The organism is Methylobacterium variabile (assembly GCF_001043975.1).
Classification (GTDB): domain Bacteria; phylum Pseudomonadota; class Alphaproteobacteria; order Rhizobiales; family Beijerinckiaceae; genus Methylobacterium; species Methylobacterium variabile.
In genome coordinates this window covers 1-16,423 of sequence record NZ_LABY01000099.1, presented here as the reverse complement: position 1 = coordinate 16,423, position 16,423 = coordinate 1, and the positions used below count along the sequence as shown (strand labels likewise).

Sequence of the window (16,423 nt, the reverse complement as noted above, 5' to 3'; positions counted from 1 at the left end):
GAGGCCGCCTTGCCGACGCGCCCGGAGACCAAGGCCGCCCGCGACAGCAACGTCGTCAGCGTCGCCCGGCGCCAGCGCTGAACCGGAACCGGGCCGCGTCCGGGGGACGCGGCCCGAACCTCGTTACTTGATCACCGCGCAGCCGATGCGGGCGCCCGCATTGCCGATCGGCTGCGTGGCGTGGTCGTCCTCGTTGGCGTGGATGATCAGGGCCGAGCCGTCGTTGTCCTTCAGGCCACCCTCGCCGGTGAGCGGCGTGTCGCTCGAGACCTCGGCATTCACCGAGCCGTCGGCGTTGGCGTAGACGTTGGGCAGGTCGCCCTCGTCGGGCCCCTCCGGGTTCAGGAGGCCGTGCTTGGCGTTGTCGTGATTGATGTGCGCCTTCGACTCCTGGAACTTGTCGGTGTCGGCGCAGCTGCCTACGGCGTGGAAGTGGATGCCGTGCCAGCCGGGCGGCAGGCCGCCGGCCTGGATCGTCACCCGCATCACCAGGGTGTTGGCCCCGTCCCGCAGCGCGATCTTGCCGATCGTCTCCCCCTTGTTGTTGACGATCGGCGCGTCGTAGGTCGTCGGCGCGGCCGGCTTGTCCTGCGCGGGCTTGTCCTGGGCGATGACGGGGGCCGTGAGGCCGAGGGCCAGGGCGCTCGCGAGCACGGCGCTTCGCAGGCTGGTTCTCATGGAAAGACTCTCCTCTTGTGTCGCGGTGTAGCTAGGGCGCTCGGCGCCGCCGGGGACGGCCGGACGAGGATGAAGCCGCGACGAAACCGGTCGTGTTCGACCAAGGATCGAGGGTGATGACGACGGGCGAACGGTTGCGGGCCGACCGGCTCCTGGTGGAGGCGGGCCATTTCGAGAGCCGGGCGCGAGCGCAAGGTGCGATCGAGGCCGGGCTGGTGCGGGCGGACGGCGTGGTCGTGCGCCGGGCCTCCGACCTGATCGCCCGTGACGCCACCATCGTGGCCGAGGCGCCGCACCCTTATGTCTCCCGCGGGGGCCTGAAGCTGGCGGCGGCGCTCGACGCCTTCGGGATCGACCCGGCCGGGCGGATCTGCCTCGATATCGGCGCCTCGACGGGCGGCTTCACCGACGTGCTGCTGCGTCGCGGCGCGGCCCTCGTCCACGCCGTCGATGTCGGCCGCTTCCAGCTCCATCCGAGCCTCGCCGCCGATCCCCGCGTCGCGGCGCGCGAGGCGACCGATGCCCGCTCCCTCCAACCCTTTCCCGAGCCGCCCTCCCTCCTGGTGATCGACGTGAGCTTCATCTCCCTGCGGCTGGTCCTGCCCCCCCTGGTCCCGCTCCTCGCGACGGAGGCCGCCCTGGTGGCACTGATCAAGCCGCAATTCGAGGCCGGGCGCGAGCGTGTCGGCCGCGGCGGGCTGGTGCGCGACGAGGCGGTCATGGCGGCAGTCTGCGAGCGCATCCGGGATCTTGTCGCCTCCCTCGGCTTCACCGTGCGCGGGCTGATCCCGTCCCCGGTCGAGGGCGGCGACGGCAACCGGGAATTCCTGATCGGGGCCGTGCGGGAGGCCGGACGATGAGCGAGGCCGCCGAGATCACCTGCGAGATCGCCCGCCTCGGCCTGCGCGGCGATGGCGTGACGCCGGACGGCGCGGTGGTGCCGGGCGCCCTGCCGGGCGAGACCGTGCGGGCGGTGCCGGAGGAGGGCACCCGCCCGCCCCGCGCCCGGCTCGATGCGGTGCTGACCCCCTCGCCGGACCGGATCGCGCCGTTCTGCCCCTATTTCGGCATCTGCGGCGGCTGCGCCGTCCAGCACCTCGCGCCCGCTCCCTACGCCGCGTGGAAGCGCGACCTCGTCGTCGGGGCGCTCACGCGTGCCGGGATCGAGGCGCCGGTGGCGCCGCTCCTCGATGCCCACGGCCTAGGTCGCCGCCGCATCACCCTGCACGTGCGCGCCGGTGAAGGCGGGCACCCGCCGCATGGCGGCGGGCCGCAGGCCGGCTTCATGGCGGCGCGCAGCCACGCGCTCGTGGCGATCGACCATTGCCCGATCACCGAGCCGGCCCTGCATCGCGCCCCCGAGATCGCCCGGGCAGTGAGCCGACCGCTGGGCGGCGGTGGGGCGAAACCCCTCGACGTTCAGGTGACCGCGACGAGAGGCGGCCTCGACGTCGACATCCGCGGCCACGGCCCCGCCTCGGACCGGGCGCGCCAGGCCCTGGTGCTGCTCGCCGGCGAGCTCGACCTCGCCCGGCTTTCGCTCCACGGCGACGTGCTGATCGTGCGCCGCCCGCCGGAGATCGCGGCCGGCCGCGCCCGGCTGGTGCCGCCGGCCGGCGGCTTCCTGCAGGCGACGGCGGAGGGCGAGGCGACGCTCGCCCGCCTCGTCGTCGAGGGGATCGGCAAGGCCAAGCGCGTGGTCGACCTCTTCTCCGGCGCCGGCGCTTTCTCGCTGGCGCTCGCGGAAGGTCACACCGTCCACGCCGTCGAGGGCGAGGAAGGAGCGCTCAAAGCCCTCGACCGCGCTTTTCGCGAGACGCCGGGCCTGCGCACCGTCACCACCGAGCGCCGCGACCTCTTCCGCCGCCCGCTGCTGGCGCCGGAACTCGACCGCCACGACGCGATCGTGTTCGACCCGCCCCGGGCCGGTGCCGAGGCACAGAGCGCCCGGATCGCCGAATCGAAGGTGCCGGTGGTGGTCGGCGTCTCCTGCGACGCCGGCAGCTTCGCCCGCGATGCCGCCCTGCTGGTACGCGGCGGCTACCGGCTGGAGGCGGTGACCCCGGTCGACCAGTTCCGGCACTCGCCGCACGTCGAGATCGTCGGGGTTTTTCGGCGGCCGGGGAAAAAGCGCTAAGCGCAAGTCGTCGCTGCTAGTCCGGCCTCATCGGTCCGGCGCCGCCGGCACCTGCCCGCCCGCCACGTTCCGCCGCGGCTGCAGCAAGAGCGCCAGCAGCCCCGTCCACCCGGTCTGGTGCGCCGCCCCCAGGCCCGCGCCGGTGTCGCCGTGGAAGTACTCGTGGAACGGGACGTGGTCGCGGAAATGCGGGTCGTCCTGGAACAGCGGCTTGTCGCCGAGGACCGGCCTCCGGCCGTCGGGGCCGCGCAGCACCAGGCGGGTGAGGCGGGCCGACAGCTCCTCGGCGATCTCCGGCAAGGTGAGGTAATGCCCTGAGCCCGATGGACACTCGATCTTGAACTCGGGGCCATAGAAGCGGCCGAACTCGGTCAGGGCCTCGACCAGCAGGTAGTTGATCGGCAGCCAGATCGGCCCGCGCCAGTTCGAGTTGCCGCCGAACACCGCGGTCGTCGACTCCGCCGGCTCGTAATCGACCGCGAAGGTCTGGCCGTCCCAGGGGAAGCGGAACGGCTCGGCCTTGTGCGCCTTCGAGACCGAGCGCACGCCGTGGGGGGACAGGAACTCGGTCTCGTCGAGCATCCGGCGCAGGAGCGCCTTCATGCGGTGGCGGCGCAGGAGCGAGAGCAGCACCCGGTTGCCACGGCCCGGCTCCTCCCAGCGCGAGACCTGGGCGGCGAGGTCGGGGCGGTGGGCAAGGATCCAGCGGGCGCGCCGGGCGAAGGCGGGGAAGCGCTCGGAGAAATCCTCGTTCAGCACCTCGACGGCGCAGAGCGGGATCAGCCCGACGAGCGAGCGCACCCGCAGCGGCACCTGGCGGCCGTCGGGCAGGCTCAGCACGTCGTAGTAGAACTCGTCCGCCTCGTCCCACAGGCCGGTGCCGTTGCCCCCGACATGGGTCATCGCCTCGGCGATGGTCAGGAAATGCTCGAAGAACTTGGTGGCGATGTCCTCGTAGACCGGGTCCTCGACCGCGAGTTCCAGCGCGATCCGCATCAGGTTGAGGCTGTACATCGCCATCCAGGCGGTACCATCGGCCTGGTCGAGGGTGCCGCCGGTGGGAAGCCGCGCCGAGCGGTCGAAGATGCCGATATTGTCGAGGCCGAGGAAGCCGCCCTGGAACACGTTGCGGTCGCCGGCATCCTTGCGGTTCACCCACCAGGTGAAGTTCAGCATCAGCTTGTGGAAGACGCGCTCGAGGAAGGCGCGGTCGGCATTGCCCGTCATCGCCTGGTCCATGCGGTAGACGCGCAGGGCAGCCCAGGCGTGGACCGGCGGGTTCACGTCGCCGAAGGCCCATTCGTAGGCCGGCAGCTGCCCGTTCGGGTGCATGTACCACTCGCGGGTGAGCAGGATCAGCTGGCCCTTGGCGAAGGCCGGGTCGATCAGCGCGAAGGTCACGCAATGGAAGGCGAGGTCCCAGGCCGCGTACCAGGGGTACTCCCACTTGTCCGGCATCGAGACGATGTCGGCGTTGTTCAGATGCGTCCACTCGCTGTCGCGGCCGTGCCGGCGGGATTCGGGCGGCGCCGGCTGGGCCGGGTCGCCGGCGAGCCAGCGCCGGACGTCGAAATGGTAGAACTGCTTCGACCACAGCATGCCGGCGAGCGCCTGGCGCTGCACCAGGCGGGTATCCGGATCGGCGACGTCGCGCTGGAGCGCGGCATAGAAGGCGTCGGCCTCGGCGAGGCGCCGGGCCAGCACGGCGTCGAAGGCCGCCGCGTCGCGCGCGTCGGGGCTCGCCGCGGGGCTAACGCGGTAGCGCAGCACCACCACGCCGCCGGCCGGCACGGTGTGCCGGCTCCAGGCGGCGCATTTGGTGCCCTCGGCCATCGGGTTCACGGCCTCGGTCAGGCCCTCGACCACGCGGTCGTTGATCGCGTCCTTCGGGTGGGCGGGGCCAGCCGCGCCGAACAGCCGCCGGGCGTTGGTCTCGTTCTCGCAGAACAGGAACTCTGCCGGCTGGAGCGCCGCAAAGCGCATCGGCGGCAGGCTCTTGCGCGTCGCCTCGACGGCACCGGTCTCGGTCAGGCGCAGGAGCGGGCGCGGCCGGTCCGGCTCCCAGGCCTCGCGCCCCCACGACCATGTGTTGCGCGACCAGAGCTGCGGCAGGACATGGAGCTCGGCCGCTTCCGGCCCGCGGTTGACGATCGTGACGCGCATCAGCACGTCGTCGGGTGCCGCCTTGGCGTACTCTACCGTTACGTCGTGGTAGCGCCCGCCGTCGAACGCGCCGGTGTCGGCGATCTCGTATTCGGGGAGATTCCGCCCCTTGCGTCTCCCGTTCTCGGCGACGAGGTCGGCGTAGGGGAAGGCGGCGTGCGGGTACTTGTAGAGCATCCGCATGTACGAGTGCGTCGGGGTGCCGTCGAGGTACCACCACAGCTCCTTGACGTCCTCGCCGTGGTTGCCCTCGTCGTTGGTGAGCCCGAACATCCGCTCCTTCAGGATCGGGTCGCGGCCGTTCCACAACGCCAGGGCGAGGCACCAGAGCTGGCGGTCGTCGCTGAAACCGGCGATGCCGTCCTCGCCCCAGCGATAGGCGCGGGAGCGGGCGTGGTCGTGGGGCAGGTAGTCCCAGGCGGTGCCGCCCTCGCTGTAATCCTCCCGCACCGTACCCCACTGGCGCTCGCTCAGGTACGGGCCCCAGCGGTGCCAGCCCTCGGCCTCGACGGCGGCGAGGCGACGGCCCTCCTCGGTGTCGGTCAGGCAGGGAGCGGGTGAGACGGGCATCGCGGGCTTCTCCACACAGTCACACCGGATCGAGGTCGAGCATCCGCCGCACCCGGACCAGCTCGCCGAGGGACCAGGCCTGGAACGGGCAGCCGCCGGGGCGGTGGGGCGGGTCGCCGTCGGCGACCTCCGAGACGTGGCCGAGGCCAGCCTCGGCGAGGTGGGCGTCGAGCGGCGGCAGGAAGCGGGCCCGCGCCTCGGCCTTGGCCTCGGGCGTGCGCCCGCGAACGCCGAGCCAGGCATCGACGAACGGGCCGATCAGCCAGGGCCAGACCGTGCCCTGGTGGTAGGCGCCGTCCCGCTCCGCCGGCCCGCCGCGGTAAGCACCGCGGTAGTCCGGGTCGTCGGGGTCGAGGGAGCGCAGGCCGAGCGGCGTGAGGAGCCGCGCCTCGACCGCGTCGACCACCGCGCGGGCCGGGCTGCCGGTGAGGAGCGGGAAGGGCAGGCCGCCGACCGCCAGGATCTGGTTCGGCCGTAAGCGCGCATCGACTGCGCCAGGAACATGGTCGACGTCGATCACGTCGAGGAGGGCGCCGTCGTCCGTGACGAAACGCCCGAAGGCGGCGGAGGCCCGCTGCTCCAGGTCGCGCCAGCGCGGCGACCAGCGCGCGACGCCGATCCTGAGGGCGTTGATCCACAGCGCCTGGACCTCGACCGGCTTGCCGATGCGCGGGGTGATCACCCTCTCGCCGACCTTGGCGTCCATCCAGGTGAGCTGCAGGCCCGGCACGCCGGCCCGCAGCAGCCCGTCGGAATCGGCGCCGATCTGGAAGCGGGTGCCGGCGGCGTAGGCGTCGAGGATCGCCGCGCAGGCCGCGTCCAGCCGGGCGGCCTCCGGCTCCGGCACCGGCATCCCCGCGGCCTCGTGGGCGGCCAGCGTGTCGTGGACCGCCACCACGTACCAGAGCGCGGCGTCGACGGCGTTGTATTCCGGCGCCTCGCCCCGGTCGGGGAAGCGGTTCGGCATCATGCCCTCGCTCACCGCCCCGGCCCAGGCGAGCAGGATCGCCCGGGCCTGGGCGAGGGCGCCGGTGGCGAGCAAGAGCCCGCGCATCGCGATGAAGGTGTCCCGGCCCCAATCGGTGAACCACGGGAAGCCCGCCACCAAGGTGCGGCCGCCCGGCCGGTCGACGAGGTAGGCGCCCGCCGCGAGCGCGAGGGGCGACAGCGCCTCCCGCCGCGCCCGCTCGGCCGCGACCACGCGCGCGGTGTGGGCCTCCGCCCGTACGGCGAGGCCGTCGCCGCTGCGCAGGATCATCACGCCTGCGCCGGCCGCGAGGTCGAAGGTGAAGGATCCCGGGCTCGCCAGATCCTCGGTGTCGTCGAGGCCGCGCGCGGCTTCCGCCGCGTAGAGGAAGTTCCGGTACCAGTCCGGCGCGTGCGCGTAGGTCCCGTTGGTAAGGGTCGCGACGGCCGGCAGGCCGGGGTAGGGCCGCCAACTCACGTTGCCGTCCCGCACCGTGGCGGTGAAGGCGAGAGCCGGGTTCTCGCGGTGGAGGGCATGGTAATCCCGCCCCGACAGGAGCGGGCGCACGGTCAGCGTGCAGGGGCCGTCCCCCGTCCGGCGCTCCCAGCGCAGCACCGTCTCGCAGGAATCGGGCTCGACCAGCACCTCCTGCGTCAGGGTGCTGCCGTCCGGGAGCGCGAAGGTCCAGGTTGGCCACGGGCGCGGCGTGAAGCCGGTGACGTGGCGCCAGCCGTCCGGGTGGAGCACGTCCGGCGCGTAGGCCTGCGTCGAGAGCGGGACGCGCCCGGCCGCCGTCTCGACCTCCGCCTCGATCCCGTTGACCAGCACCACCCGCCCGGTCGGCGGGGTCGTGGCGGTGAGGAGCAGGGCGTGGTAGCGCCGGGTGCGCGGGCCCGACACAGGACCGGAGGCGAAGCCCCCGAGCCCGTCGGCCTCCAGCCACTCGCGCGCGTCGTCCGGCCCGTTCACCCCCTAGTCGCCGTCGAGGGGCAGCCAGCGCCGGCCGTCGCGGGCGAGCAGCTCGTCCGCCGCCGCGGGCCCGGCACTGCCGGCGGCGTAGGGCTCGGGCTCGCCGCCCGCGGGCCAGGCCTGCACCAGCGGCTCGACGGCGGCCCAGGACGCCTCGATGTTGTCGGCGCGCTGGAACAGCGTGGCGTCGCCGCACAGGCAGTCGTAGAGCAGGGTCTCGTAGCCGACGTTGGGCTCCTGCGGGAAGAACGCGTCCTCGCGGAAGGTGGAGCGCACGGCGCCGAGCCGCATCGACGGGCCCGGCACCTTGGCGTTGAACTCGGTCACCATGCCCTGCACCGGATCGACCATGATCCGCAGGATGTTGGGGGCGATCTGGTCCACCGGGGTGTCGCGGAACAGCCGGTAGGGCGCCGGCTTGAAATGGACCGCGATCTCGGTGCGCCGCCCGGTCATCCGCTTCCCGGTACGCAGGTAGAACGGCACCCCGCCCCAGCGCCAGTTGTCGATGGTCAGCTTGAGGGCGGCGTAGGTCTCGGTGCGGCTGTCCTTCGCCACGTGCGGCTCGTCCCGGTAGGCCGGCACGTCGCGGCCCTGCACCCGGCCGGCACGGTACTGGCCGCGCACCGCGTCCTCCGGCTGGACCGGGCGCACCGCCTGGACGAGCTTCGCCTTCTCGGTCCGCACCGCCTCGGCATCGAAGGAGACCGGCGGCTCCATCGCGGTCATGCACAGGAGCTGGAACAGGTGGTTGGGCACCATGTCGCGCAGCGCCCCGGTCGGCTCGTAGAAGGCGCCGCGCTCCTCGACGCCGATGGTCTCGGCGGCGGTGATCTGGACGTGGTCGACGAAGTCCCGGCGCCAGATCGGCTCGAACATCCCGTTGGCGAAGCGGATCGCCATGATGCTCTGCACCGTCTCCTTGCCCAGGAAATGGTCGATCCGGTAGAGCTGCGACTCGTCGGCGACCGCCAGCAGGCGCTTGTTCAGCTCCTGCGCCGAGGCGAGATCGCTGCCGAACGGCTTCTCGATGACGACGCGGCGGAAGCTGTCGTCCCCTTGCTTCAGCAGCCCGGCCTCTCCGAGATGCTCGACGATCGGCGCGAAGAAGCGTGCCGCCACCGCGAGGTAGAACACCGCGTTCCCCGGAATCTTCTCCGCGACCTGCCGGTAGGTCTCGGGCGCCAGGAAGTCGCCCTTGAGGTAGTGCAGGCGGTCGCGCACGAAGCCCCAGGCGGTGGGGTCGATGTGCTCGGCGTGAAACTCCGCCGTCTCGTCCTTGGTGAAGGACTCCATGGTGTCGGAGAGGTTTTTCCGCCAGCTGTCGTCCGAGCCGTCGCTGTGATCGACGCCCCAGATCGTCGTCGTGTCGTCGAGGAGGCGGCTGCCGGCGAGATTGTAGAGCGCCGGCATCAGCAGGCGCTTGGTCAGGTCGCCGCCGGCGCCGAAGATCACGATGGTGCAGGGCGGGGCCGGCTTGCTGCCGGAGGCGGCGTGCCCTTCCACCGGGACGTGCGACGTCATGGGGCTCTCCTTCCGCAGCGGGCGGGACGCCGGTGAAGCTAGCTCCCGCCGTGCGGCGGGCAAGGGACGGGCGCGGGCCGGACAGGCGGAGAATGCACGCCCCTCCCGCATCGCCGCCGCTTCCCCCGGAGGCCCCGGCTCGCTTAGGGTCCCGGCCGAGGCAATTCGGGGAGCAGGCGGCACGATGGCGGACGGGATCGGGCAGGCGGGCCGCATCGCGGTGATCGGCAGCGGCGGAATCGGCGGCTACCTTGCGGGGGCGCTCGAACAGGTCGGGCACGCCGTCACGCTGTGCGTGCGCACGCCCTTCGAGCGCCTCATCGTCACCGACGCCTCCGGCGAGCGGGAGGTGCCGGTGCGCATCGTCGCCGACCCGCAGGAGGTCGGCCCGGCCGAGTGGGTGCTGGTGACCACCAAGGCGCAGGACACCGCGAGCGCGGAGCCGTGGTTCCGCCGGCTGGTCGGCCCGGGCACCCGGGTCGCGGTGGTGCAGAACGGCGTCGACCAGGCGGCGCGGGCCCGGCCCCACCTGGCGGCGGACGTGCCGGTGCTGCCGGCGATCATCTACTGCTCGGTCGAGCGCACGGCCCCCGGCCGCATCACCCACCACGGCAGCACCAAGATGAGCGTGCCGGCGGGGGAGGACGGGGCGGCCTTCGTGCGGCTCTTCGCCGGCACGCCGTTCGAGATCACCCAGGAGGCGGACTTCACCACGGTCGCCTGGCGCAAGCTCCTCAGCAACGCGGTGGCCAACCCGATCACGGCCCTGACCCTGCGCCGCATCGCGGTGTTCCGGGAGCCGGCGATCCAGGAGCTCGCCCGCGGGCTGATGGACGAGGTGATCCGGGTGGCCAACGCCGAGGGCGCAAAGCTGACCGGGGAAGACGGCGCCCGCATCCTCGAGGGCTACCTCCGCTTCAACGGGGACGGCGGCAGCTCGATGCTCTACGACCGCCTCGCCGGCCGCCCTCTCGAGCACGCCCACCTGACCGGCGCCGTGGTGGCGGCGGCCGAGCGCCACGGAATCGACGTGCCGCTCAACCGCACGATCCTGGCCCTCCTCGTCGCGGCGAGCGGCCAGGGGTTGGCAGGGGACCGCTGAGAGCCTGTTTGATCGGATCCCACGGATTTGACACCCTGCATGTCATTCCGGGCTCCGCTGTGCGGCCCGGGAATGACGAGGAGGACGTTCATACTGTCCATCACGTCAAGCAGGCTCTGAGAGACGTGCATTCCGTGGGGTGATCCTCGGCGCGGCCGGGCCGTTGGTGAGGAACCGCGCCGGCCCCGCAGATCCTCCGAGGCGCCGACGCCGTCGCGGGCCGCCCGATCCGGCGCAACAATCAGCGGGCCTGGCGCGCGATGGGCCTTCCCGTGGATGACCGCCCCTACCGCTCAAGGTGCTGTTGACGGCGGGACGTCGGTTCGGCGAGCCTGCCGCGGTCGGGGCCGCACCCTGAAGCCCGTGAGGGTAGGACCTGAGCGCCGGGCCCGGGCCGCCTCGCGGGCCATGCCGGAGACGTCGATGCGCACTCTCGTCCGCGGACCCGCCGTCGCTCTGGCGGTGCTCGGTGTCGTCCTCCCTGCCTCCGGGCCGGCCCGGGCCCGCGACCTGCCGCGCCAGGTCCAGGCCGAGATCGACGCGGACATCCGCGAGTGCAGGCCGGAGAAGGTGGTGTTGGGCCGGGGCTTCGTCTCGCAGCGGGACGTGAATGGCGACGGCACGCCGGACTTCATCCTCGACTACGGCGCGTTCCAGTGCGGGGACAGGGCGGCTTTCTACTGCGGATCGGGCGGCTGCACCACGAAGGTGTTCGTCTCGACGGGGCGGAACGGATACGCGAAGGTCTTCGACGAGATCGTGCGAGGCATGCAGTTCCGGACGGTGAACGGCCGGCCGGCCATGATGCTGAACCTGCACGGCAGCGCCTGCGGCAAGGTGGGCGCCGAGCCCTGCGGGAAGACGCTGACCTGGAACGGGACGCGGTTCGCCAGCGCTCGCTGAGATCCTGCGCCGACCTGCCTGTTTTCCGAGCCCGGGCGTTCAGGCGCCCTCCGGCCCGACCTCCACCCATACGCGGGTGCCCTCGACCCGGACCGGGTAGGTCGCGAGGTCGCGGCAGACCGGCCCGCCCTGCGCCCGGCCGGTGGCGATCTCGAACAGGCCGTAATGAGCCGGGCACTCGACGTAGCCCTCGACCACCTCGCCCTCGGTGAGCAGGGCGCCCGCATGGGTGCAGCGTGCTTGCGTGGCGTAGACCACGCCCTCGACGCGGTAGAGGGCGAGGGCGTGGCCCGCGGCCTCGCGGGCGAGGACCGGCCGTCCCTCGAACTCAGCCAGATCGGCGACGGGGATCCAGGTCATCGGGCGGCCAGCACCGTCGCCCGGCAGGCGCCGAAGCCGATCGGCGCGAAGCCCTCGCGCACGCCGCGGGCGGTCAGGATCACCTCGTCGCCGTCCTCGAGGAAGCGGCGCTCCTCGCCGGTGGCGAGGCGGATCGGCTGCTTGCCGCCCTGCGTCGTCTCGAGCAGGCTGCCATAGGAATCCGGCTCCGGGCCCGAGAGCGTGCCGGTGCCGAGGAGGTCGCCCGGCCGCAGGTTGCAGCCGCCGCTGGTGTGGTGGGCCACCATCTGCGCCACCGTCCAGTACATGTGGCGCGCGTTCGAGCGGGCGACGCGGTGCGGCGCGAGACCGGCCTCGCGGGAGGCCGGGGTCGAGAGCAGGACCTCCAGTTCGAGGTCGAGGGCGCCGCCGGCTTGGTCGGCGGCATCGAAGAGATAGGGCAGGGGAGCGGGATCGCCCTCCGGCCGCGGCGCCTGGGGCGCGCGGAACGGCGCCAGCGCCTCCGGCGTGACGATCCAGGGCGAGATGGTCGTGGAGAAACTCTTGGCCAGGAACGGCCCGAGCGGCTGGTACTCCCAGCCCTGGATGTCCCGGGCCGACCAGTCGTTGAGCAGGCAGAAGCCCGCGACCTGCGCGGCGGCCTCGGCGATCGGCACCGGCTCGCCGAGCGCGTTGCCGGGGCCGATCCACACGCCTAGCTCGAGCTCGTAGTCGAGCCGGCGCGACGGGCCGAAGACCGGCGCGTCGAGGTGGGGCGGCTTCGCCTGCCCGTGCGGCCGGCGCACGGGCAGGCCCGACGGCCGGATCGAGGAGGCGCGGCCGTGATAGCCGACCGGCACGTGCTTGTAGTTCGGCAGGAGCGGCTGGTCGGGCCGGAACTGGCGGCCGGTGTTGGTGGCGTGGTGGATGCCGACGAAGAAGTCGGTATAGTCGCCGATCGCCGCCGGCAGGTGCAGCGTGCAGGAGGAAGCCTCGTGCAGGAGCGGTGAGGCCCGGTCGCGATGCGGGCCATCCGCCCGCAGCAGGCCGAAGACCTGCTCGCGCAGGCTCCGGCGCGGGCCGGCGCCGAGGGCGAGGAGACCGTTGAGGGCGCCGCCCTCCGCCGCCGCGACCGCCCGCGCCGCCTCGCCGGACAGGAGGCCCGCCGCCCGGGTCGCCGGCAGGTCGAGGATGCGGTCGCCGATGGCGATGCCGGCCCGCTTCGCGCCGTCCTCCATCGAGAACACCCCGAGCGGCAGGTTCTGGATCGGGAAGTCCGGATGCCCGTCCGCGCCCGGCACCCAGGAGCGAGCGGGGGCATCGTGCGTGTGGTCGAGGCCGACCATCACCGCGTCTGCGGCCGGCTCGGAGTGGATTGCGTCGTCAGCCTACGGCCGCAGGTCCCGTCCTGCCTCCGCAGGGCCGGCGTCGCGGCGGCAAAGCGGCCGACCATGTGCGGGAACGCGACAGGACGAAGCCCGGACGGCGCCTGGAGGTTCATGACGGCCTTTTCCTGCCCTCGGATTTAGTCTCACTTGCAACTTTCCTCCGTGGATAGGTGCGACCGGAACAGGCGTCAAGCATCGCGCGCGCCGGTTGCGCCGGGCCGGCGCCTGGGGCACAGCATCGGGCATGATCGCGGTGGATTGGGGAACGAGCAGCGCCCGGGCCTACCGGCTTGGACCGGACGGGGCGGTGCTGGAGCGGCGCGAGGGCGCGGGCGGTATCCTGCGGGTGCCGGAGGGCGGCTTTCCGGCGGCGCTCGCCGGCATGATCGGGGACTGGCTGGCGGCCGGCGAGACGCGGGTGCTGCTCTCGGGCATGGTCGGCAGCCGCCAGGGCTGGCAGGAGGCGCCGTACCTCGCCTGTCCGGCGGGGCTCGACGACCTCGCGGGCGCCGTGGTGCCGGTGCCGTTCGCGGACGCGACGGTGCGGCTGGTGCCGGGCCTGAGTGCCGGTGACGCGGCCGGCGTGCCCGAGGTGATGCGCGGCGAGGAGGTGCAGGTCTTCGGGGCGCTGACCCGCCCGGACGAGGACGCGCTGCTCTGCCTGCCCGGCAGCCATTCCAAGTGGGTGCGGGTGGAGAGCGGGCGCATCGCGGGATTCTCCACCAGCATGACCGGCGAGGCATTCGCGGCGCTGAAAGACCACACCATCCTCGGCCGGATGATGACCGGGACGGCGGAGCCCGGTCCCGCCTTCGAGGCCGGCGTCGCCCGAGCGGCGGAGGCCGGAGGCCTGCTCCACCACCTGTTCGGCACCCGCACCCTCGGGCTGTTCGGCCGGCTCGCACCGGAGGACGGCGCGAGCTACCTCTCGGGCCTGCTGATCGGGCACGAGGTGACGTCCGCTCTCGCGGACGGCGCAGCGACGGGGCTGGCCACGGTGCGCCTCGTCGGCTCCGGCCCGCTGATGGCGCTCTACGGCCGGGCGATCGTCCTCGCCGGGGGTGAGGCAGTCGCGGGCGACCCGGATGCCGCGGCGCGGGGCCTGGCGCTGATCGGGGAGAGATCCGCATGGATGTGATGGACTGGCTGGCCCGCTGCCCCCTTGTGGCGATCCTGCGCGGCGTTCGGCCGGACGAGGTCGAGGCCATCGGCGAGGCGCTGGTGGCGCAGGGCGTGGTGATCCTTGAGGTGCCGCTCAACTCGCCCGAGCCGGTCGAGAGCGTGCGCCGCCTGGCGGCCCGTCTCGGCGACCGGGCGCTCGTCGGCGCCGGCACCTTCCGGCGCGAGGCCGAGGTGGCGGCGGTGGCGGAGGCCGGCGGGCGCCTGCTGGTGACGCCGCACGCCGAACCGGCCCTGGTGCGTGCCGCCAAGGCCCGCGGCATGGTGGCGATGCCGGGCTTCCTGACCCCGGCCGAGGCCTTCGGCCTCCTCGATGCCGGCGCCGATGCCCTGAAGCTCTTCCCGGCGGAGGCCGGCGGGCCGCCGATGCTGAAGGCCCTGCGGGCGGTGCTGCCGAAGGGCACGCCGCTGCTGCCGGTCGGCGGCGTCGACGCCCGCAGCCTGCCGGCCTGGCGCGACGCCGGTGCGAGCGGATACGGCTGTGGCTCCTCGCTCTACAAGCCCGGCGACACGCCGGAGCAGGTCGCCGCCAAGGCCAGGGCGCTGGTCGCCGCGCTCTGAGTGCGGCGTCGCGGCTGCGCCGTGCCGGCCTCCCGCGCAGTCCGGCGGGGAGGCCGGTGTCTCACCCGGTTCCCAGCAGCCAGTCCGTCCGGCGGCCAATCGCGATTCGCATAAGGAAGATTATGGAACTGGAGCGGCGGCTTCACGCGCCGGGGCAAGCCCTTGATCGGCTTGAGGTCTGAACCCGGTCAGGCCGTTTCCCCCAAGCCCTGGCCGGTCGCGGTCGCGGCATCCTGCAGGCGTGCCGCCACCGTCCGGGCGAGTTCCGCCGCCTGGCCGCGGATGTCCGGCACCGCGGTGCATTCCCAGAGCGTCCCGCGCAGCAGCGGCCCGAGCGTCCAGAGCGGCCGGTCTGCCTCGCCGCGCTGATCGAGCACCGCGAGGTCGTCCGACACCGCAAGGCCGAGCCCGAGGGCGTCCGGCCGGATCAGCCCGCGCGCCATCAGGCGGCGCAGGAGCAGGTCGTCGGTGTCGGCGACGCGTCCGACGCCTGAGGCGTCGATGATCCGCTGCACCGCCACGGTGCGGGGCTCGGCGGCGCCGCGTTCGCGCAGCGTGACTCGCGCATGCCCGGCTTGGTCCTCGACCGCCACCACCCGGGCCCGCATCAGGGTCAGCCCGCCGCTGGCGCGCTCGCGCTCGATGATCTCGGCGGCGGGCGGCGCCATGCGGTGGCGGTGCACGTCCCAGAAGGCCCGGACGTGGCGCAGGAAACGGTGCTGCTCGGCGAGCGGCAATCCGCGCCAGAGGCCGATGCTCGCGCCCCGGAGGGAGTCGATCACGCTGCGCCAGTCGGTTCCGGCCGCCGCCGCCCGGCGGACCTCGTCGCGGATGAAGCGCAGCAGCGCCGGCAGCGAGTGCCTTGCCGCGTCCGGCAGGACCGGTGCGGGCCAGGGCGTGGTGGCCGCATGCACCTGGGGCAGCAGCCCGCGGCGCGAGACCGCGAGGATCGGGCCGGAAAAGCGCCGCTGGCGCAGGGCCGCGACCGCGTCGACCATGGTGAGCCCGGTCCCGACGATGAGCAGCGGCAGATCCGGCCGAAGGTCGTCGAGGGGCTTGTCGTCCCAGGGATCGACCGCGTAGCGGCTGCGCGGTCCGCGCGGTGCCCGAAGGTTGCCGCAGGCCAGGATCGCACCGGCCACGACACGCCGCCGCCCCGCCGCCAAGGTCAGGCAGAAGCCCTCCTCCGCCGGGGCAAGATCGACCACCTCGTCGTTCTCCAGCATCAGACGCGGTGCCTGGCTCGGCTCCGCCAGGGCTTTCAGCAGAAGGTCGGTGAGATAGCGGCCGTAGAGCCCGCGAGCCGCGAACAGCCCGGCCGGCGTCGCCCGTGTCCACGCCGCCCCATCGAGCGGACAGGTCTCGAGCCAGCGGGAGAAGTGCTCCGGCTGATCCGGGAACGCGCTCATGTTGGTGGCGCGCACGTTGAGCAGGTGATCGGTGCAGCCGGTCGCGTAGGCCAGGCCGCGCGCGAAGGCACCCGATTTCTCACACAGCAGGACCGGGCGCTCCGGCATCAGCCGGCTCAGGTGAAGAGCCGCCATGGTACCGCTGAAGCCGGCACCGATCACCGCGATGGGAGGAAGAGTGGTGCGCATCCGCCGTCGTTCTCCTGGCTCGCCCGTCCTATCTAGTGGACGTTGGCCGGGAGGTCTCGACCAGATCCGCAACGGCATCCTGCGAGAATTTTCACCCGAGCGCTGCCGCTCATTGAACGCGGCGCGCACATACCCATCTAGGGTACACGCCGGCCGCGCGGGCCCGGGCAGGCCCCCTGCCCCGCTGTCTGTCGCATCGGCCGCAGCCTTCGGGCTTCGGGCGAGTTGACAGGCGAGCCGGCTACCCTTAGATGACCCCTCACCGACGGGGCGCCGAGACGAACGGCTCGCCCCGAAGGACTTCTTCAGAGACGAGCAAGCAGGGGCCAGGACAACCTGGCGTCGCTTCCTGTTCTCTGAAGGACG

Annotated in this window: 13 protein-coding genes; 6 read left to right on the top strand and 7 right to left on the bottom strand. The window is 73.0% G+C overall.

Annotation, left to right across the window (positions count from 1 at the left end; translation table 11 throughout):
• Positions 1-123 precede the first annotated feature (123 nt).
• On the bottom strand, positions 124-678 hold the full coding sequence (locus VQ02_RS15350) for a superoxide dismutase family protein (protein ID WP_048445073.1): 555 nt from the start codon (positions 676-678) through the stop codon (positions 124-126).
• Between the two features lie 116 nt (positions 679-794).
• Between VQ02_RS15350 and VQ02_RS15345 the strand changes: the two genes are divergently transcribed.
• Together VQ02_RS15345 and VQ02_RS15340 are read left to right on the top strand one after the other, a co-directional pair.
• The gene (locus VQ02_RS15345; RefSeq protein WP_048445072.1) at positions 795-1,538 is read left to right on the top strand and encodes a TlyA family RNA methyltransferase; all 744 of its coding nucleotides are present in this window, start codon (positions 795-797) and stop codon (positions 1,536-1,538) included.
• A complete protein-coding gene (locus VQ02_RS15340) occupies positions 1,535-2,815 on the top strand; it encodes a class I SAM-dependent RNA methyltransferase (protein WP_048445071.1) in 1,281 nt (426 codons plus the stop codon). The genes VQ02_RS15345 and VQ02_RS15340 overlap by 4 nt, the downstream gene beginning before the upstream one ends.
• Positions 2,816-2,842: 27 nt before the next feature.
• Here the strand turns inward: VQ02_RS15340 and VQ02_RS15335 are convergent, their stop codons facing one another.
• Genes VQ02_RS15335 through zwf form a run of 3 tightly spaced genes read right to left on the bottom strand, consistent with a single transcriptional unit; the run spans position 2,843 to position 9,008 of the window.
• Entirely contained in the window at positions 2,843-5,548 is a 2,706-nt protein-coding gene (locus VQ02_RS15335) for an MGH1-like glycoside hydrolase domain-containing protein (protein ID WP_048445070.1), read from the bottom strand.
• Between the two features lie 19 nt (positions 5,549-5,567).
• Complete coding sequence (locus VQ02_RS15330; RefSeq protein ID WP_048445069.1) at positions 5,568-7,484, bottom strand: amylo-alpha-1,6-glucosidase; 1,917 nt, start codon at positions 7,482-7,484, stop codon at positions 5,568-5,570.
• A gap of 3 nt (positions 7,485-7,487) precedes the next feature.
• On the bottom strand, positions 7,488-9,008 hold the full coding sequence (gene zwf / locus VQ02_RS15325) for a glucose-6-phosphate dehydrogenase (RefSeq protein ID WP_048445068.1): 1,521 nt from the start codon (positions 9,006-9,008) through the stop codon (positions 7,488-7,490).
• Between the two features lie 184 nt (positions 9,009-9,192).
• Between zwf and VQ02_RS15320 the strand changes: the two genes are divergently transcribed.
• Together VQ02_RS15320 and VQ02_RS15315 are read left to right on the top strand one after the other, a co-directional pair.
• Positions 9,193-10,110 (top strand): 2-dehydropantoate 2-reductase, encoded by a 918-nt coding sequence (locus VQ02_RS15320; protein ID WP_053080388.1) that lies wholly within the window; start codon positions 9,193-9,195, stop codon positions 10,108-10,110.
• A 423-nt stretch (positions 10,111-10,533) separates the two neighbouring features.
• Positions 10,534-11,013, top strand: coding sequence for a hypothetical protein (locus VQ02_RS15315; protein ID WP_048445067.1), 480 nt, complete (start codon positions 10,534-10,536; stop codon positions 11,011-11,013).
• A 39-nt stretch (positions 11,014-11,052) separates the two neighbouring features.
• On the opposite strand, the gene VQ02_RS15310 is transcribed toward VQ02_RS15315, so the two are convergent.
• Both VQ02_RS15310 and fahA read right to left on the bottom strand, forming a co-directional pair.
• Positions 11,053-11,373 (bottom strand): Rieske (2Fe-2S) protein, encoded by a 321-nt coding sequence (locus VQ02_RS15310; RefSeq protein WP_048445066.1) that lies wholly within the window; start codon positions 11,371-11,373, stop codon positions 11,053-11,055.
• Positions 11,370-12,677, bottom strand: a complete 1,308-nt coding sequence (fahA, locus tag VQ02_RS15305; protein ID WP_048445065.1) for a fumarylacetoacetase — start codon at positions 12,675-12,677, stop codon at positions 11,370-11,372. The genes VQ02_RS15310 and fahA overlap by 4 nt, the downstream gene beginning before the upstream one ends.
• A 286-nt stretch (positions 12,678-12,963) precedes the next feature.
• On the opposite strand from fahA, the gene VQ02_RS15300 reads away from it, so the two are divergent.
• Together VQ02_RS15300 and VQ02_RS15295 are read left to right on the top strand one after the other, a co-directional pair.
• On the top strand, positions 12,964-13,857 hold the full coding sequence (locus VQ02_RS15300; protein ID WP_048445064.1) for a 2-dehydro-3-deoxygalactonokinase: 894 nt from the start codon (positions 12,964-12,966) through the stop codon (positions 13,855-13,857).
• Positions 13,848-14,459: a 2-dehydro-3-deoxy-6-phosphogalactonate aldolase gene (locus VQ02_RS15295; RefSeq protein ID WP_048445063.1), complete on the top strand. Its 612-nt coding sequence runs from the start codon at positions 13,848-13,850 to the stop codon at positions 14,457-14,459. Before VQ02_RS15300 ends, VQ02_RS15295 begins: the two co-directional genes overlap by 10 nt.
• Before the next feature lie 188 nt (positions 14,460-14,647).
• On the opposite strand, the gene VQ02_RS15290 is transcribed toward VQ02_RS15295, so the two are convergent.
• Entirely contained in the window at positions 14,648-16,057 is a 1,410-nt protein-coding gene (locus tag VQ02_RS15290; protein WP_048445062.1) for an FAD/NAD(P)-binding protein, read from the bottom strand.
• Positions 16,058-16,423 lie beyond the last annotated feature (366 nt).

Bases quoted from the DNA above. Each gene is read 5' to 3' on its own strand.
- zwf (WP_048445068.1), bottom strand. From the start codon at position 9,008: ATGACGTCGCACGTCCCGGTGGAAGGGCACGCCGCCTCCGGCAGCAAG.
- VQ02_RS15310 (WP_048445066.1), bottom strand. From the start codon at position 11,373: ATGACCTGGATCCCCGTCGCCGATCTGGCTGAGTTCGAGGGACGGCCG.
- VQ02_RS15290 (WP_048445062.1), bottom strand. From the start codon at position 16,057: ATGCGCACCACTCTTCCTCCCATCGCGGTGATCGGTGCCGGCTTCAGC.
- VQ02_RS15295 (WP_048445063.1), top strand. From the start codon at position 13,848: ATGGATGTGATGGACTGGCTGGCCCGCTGCCCCCTTGTGGCGATCCTG.
- VQ02_RS15300 (WP_048445064.1), top strand. From the start codon at position 12,964: ATGATCGCGGTGGATTGGGGAACGAGCAGCGCCCGGGCCTACCGGCTT.
- VQ02_RS15320 (WP_053080388.1), top strand. From the start codon at position 9,193: ATGGCGGACGGGATCGGGCAGGCGGGCCGCATCGCGGTGATCGGCAGC.
- VQ02_RS15340 (WP_048445071.1), top strand. From the start codon at position 1,535: ATGAGCGAGGCCGCCGAGATCACCTGCGAGATCGCCCGCCTCGGCCTG.
- VQ02_RS15350 (WP_048445073.1), bottom strand. From the start codon at position 678: ATGAGAACCAGCCTGCGAAGCGCCGTGCTCGCGAGCGCCCTGGCCCTC.
- VQ02_RS15335 (WP_048445070.1), bottom strand. From the start codon at position 5,548: ATGCCCGTCTCACCCGCTCCCTGCCTGACCGACACCGAGGAGGGCCGT.
- VQ02_RS15345 (WP_048445072.1), top strand. From the start codon at position 795: ATGACGACGGGCGAACGGTTGCGGGCCGACCGGCTCCTGGTGGAGGCG.
- fahA (WP_048445065.1), bottom strand. From the start codon at position 12,677: ATGGTCGGCCTCGACCACACGCACGATGCCCCCGCTCGCTCCTGGGTG.
- VQ02_RS15315 (WP_048445067.1), top strand. From the start codon at position 10,534: ATGCGCACTCTCGTCCGCGGACCCGCCGTCGCTCTGGCGGTGCTCGGT.